Here is a 2,410-nt window from a genome sequence, read left to right as displayed (position 1 = left end):
ATGTGTTCAAACACCTGACCTTGACCCGCCTCATAGCCCTGATGTCGCGCAAGGAACAGCCGTTTGCCTATCTCGATACCCACGCCGGCATCGGTCTGTATGACCTTCAGGGTGATCAGGCCAGTCGTACCGGTGAGTACCTGGAGGGCATTGCGCGTTTGTGGGATCAGCCGGATCTGCCGATCCTGACCGCTGACTACATGCAGGTGCTGCATGAGATGAACCCGGATGGCCAGTTGCGCTATTACCCCGGTTCGCCGGAATTGGCGCGACGTCTGACGCGTAAGCAGGATCGCGTGTTGCTCAACGAAAAGCACCCGCAAGACGGCTTGTTGCTCAAGGACAACATGGCGGGCGATCGTCGCGTGAAGGTGCACTTGGGCGAAGGTTGGCATGTGTCGCGCGCCTTGCTGCCGGTGCCAGAGAAGCGTGCGGTGATGTTGATCGATCCGCCGTTCGAAAAGCTCGATGAAATGCAGCGTTGCGCGGCTTCGTTGAAAGAGGCGATTGGCCGTATGCGGCAAACCGTGGCGGCCATCTGGTATCCGGTGAAGGATCAGCGCGCACTGCGCCGTTTCTATCAGGACCTGGCCGGCACCGGCGCGCCGAAATTGTTGCGCGTGGAGTTGCTGGTGCATCCGCTGGACACGCCCAACAGCCTGAACGGTTCCGGTCTGGCAATCGCCAATCCGCCGTGGGGGCTGGAAGAGGAACTGCGTGAACTGCTGCCATGGTTGTCCCAGAAGCTGGGGCAGACCCAGGGTGGGTGGCAGATGGATTGGTTGATTGCCGAATGAGGCGATGATCGTTCCCACGCTCTGCGTGGGAATGCCTCATGTGACGCTCTGCGTCACGCTTTTGGGCCGCGGAGCGTTCCGGGCTGCATTCCCACGCAGAGCGTGGGAACGATCGGGTACAGAGGTTGTGCTGAATCAGATCGGGCAAGTCACGCCAGTGCCGCCAATCCCGCAATAGCCTTCCGGATTCTTCGCCAGATACTGTTGGTGATACGCCTCGGCGTAATAGAACGTCGGGGCTTCGTCGATTTCAGTGGTGATGATGCCTTTGCCGGCCTTGGTCAGTTCGACCTGGAACACTTGCGCGCTTTTTTTCGCCGCTTCCAGTTGTTCCGGTTTGGTGGCGTAGATCACCGAACGGTACTGAGTGCCGATGTCGTTGCCCTGGCGCATGCCCTGAGTCGGGTTGTGCAATTCCCAGAACATCTTCAGCAGCTCTTCATAGCTGACTTTCTCGGGTTCGTACACCACCAGCACCACTTCGGTGTGGCCGGTCAGCCCCGAGCAGACTTCTTCATAGGTCGGGTTCGGCGTGTAGCCGCCGGCATACCCCACGGCTGTGCTGTACACGCCTTCACGCTGCCAGAAACGCCGCTCTGCGCCCCAGAAGCAGCCGAGGCCGAAGATGGCGAATTCGACATTGCCGGGGAACGGACCCAGCAACGGGTTTTTGTTGACGAAGTGTTCGTCCGGAACCTTGATCGGGGTTTCGCGGCCAGGCAGAGCTTGTTCTTTGGTAGGGAGCACGTTTTTGTTCACCAGAATTTCCGAGCGCAGAACCATCATCAGTCCCCTCAGTCGTTGGAATATTTAGAAGTGCAGTTTGCCCGAGTGTTGGCCCGCTGTCAGGCGATTGGGCCGCGCGGGTAGCGTTTGAGCTTCTCGATCAGCTCGGCGCCGGGGATCGGCTGGTCGAACAGGTAGCCCTGGCCGACGTCACAGCGGTGGCGACGCAGGAAAGCCAGCTGCGCAGCCGTCTCGATACCTTCAGCCACGACCTTGAGCTTGAGGTTGTGCGCCATGGCGATCACCGCGGAAGTGATTTCCATGTCGTCCTGGTTGTCCGGGATTTCGTGGATGAAGCTTCGATCGATCTTGATGATGTCGATCGGGAATTTTTTCAAGTAACTGAGCGACGAGTAACCGGTGCCGAAGTCGTCCATTGCCAGCGTCAGGCCCAGGCGTTTGAGCTGGTCGAGCTGCAAGTGGGTGTCTTCGGTGGCTTCCAGCAGCAGGCCTTCGGTCAATTCCAGCTCCAGCAGGTGCGCCGGCAATGCTTCTTCCTTGAGAATGTTGGCGATGGAGGCCACCAGGTCCGGGTCGGAGAACTGTTTGGGTGACAGGTTGATCGCCACCTGCAAATTACCCAGCCCTGCAGCGGTCAGTGCCTTGCTCATGCGGCAGGCCTGGCGGGCGATCCATTTGCCGATCGGGATGATCAGGCCGGTTTCTTCGGCGACGCTGATGAACTGGTCCGGGCGGATCATGCCCTTTTCCGGATGGTCCCAGCGCAGCAGCGCTTCCATGCCCAGCAGTCGACCGCTGCGCAGGCAAAGCTTGGGCTGGTAGAACACGTCCAGCTCGTTCTGGGTCAGGGCGCGGCGCAGGTTGTT

The 2,410-nt window shown here is 59.7% G+C and carries 3 protein-coding genes; 1 reads left to right on the top strand and 2 read right to left on the bottom strand.

Annotated elements, in window-relative coordinates:
* Positions 1-2 precede the first annotated feature (2 nt).
* On the top strand, positions 3-797 hold the full coding sequence (gene rlmJ / locus D8V06_RS26455) for a 23S rRNA (adenine(2030)-N(6))-methyltransferase RlmJ (protein WP_130932116.1): 795 nt from the start codon (positions 3-5) through the stop codon (positions 795-797).
* 135 nt (positions 798-932) lie between these two features.
* Here rlmJ and msrA read toward each other — a convergent pair whose 3' ends face one another.
* On the bottom strand, positions 933-1,580 hold the full coding sequence (gene msrA, locus D8V06_RS26450) for a peptide-methionine (S)-S-oxide reductase MsrA (RefSeq protein ID WP_075947336.1): 648 nt from the start codon (positions 1,578-1,580) through the stop codon (positions 933-935).
* Positions 1,581-1,642: 62 nt separating this feature from the next.
* On the bottom strand, positions 1,643-2,410 hold a 768-nt coding region (locus D8V06_RS26445; protein ID WP_130932119.1), incomplete at its 5' end, for an EAL domain-containing protein.

Source organism: Pseudomonas sp. Sample_24, assembly GCF_004307605.1.
Classification (GTDB): domain Bacteria; phylum Pseudomonadota; class Gammaproteobacteria; order Pseudomonadales; family Pseudomonadaceae; genus Aquipseudomonas.
The sequence above is the reverse complement of the archived record's forward strand: the minus strand, read 5'-3'. Positions and strand labels throughout refer to the sequence as shown.

What these genes read in the sequence shown, in the direction of transcription:
- msrA (WP_075947336.1), bottom strand. Translation starts at nt 1,580, where the DNA reads ATGGTTCTGCGCTCGGAAATTCTGGTGAACAAAAACGTGCTCCCTACC.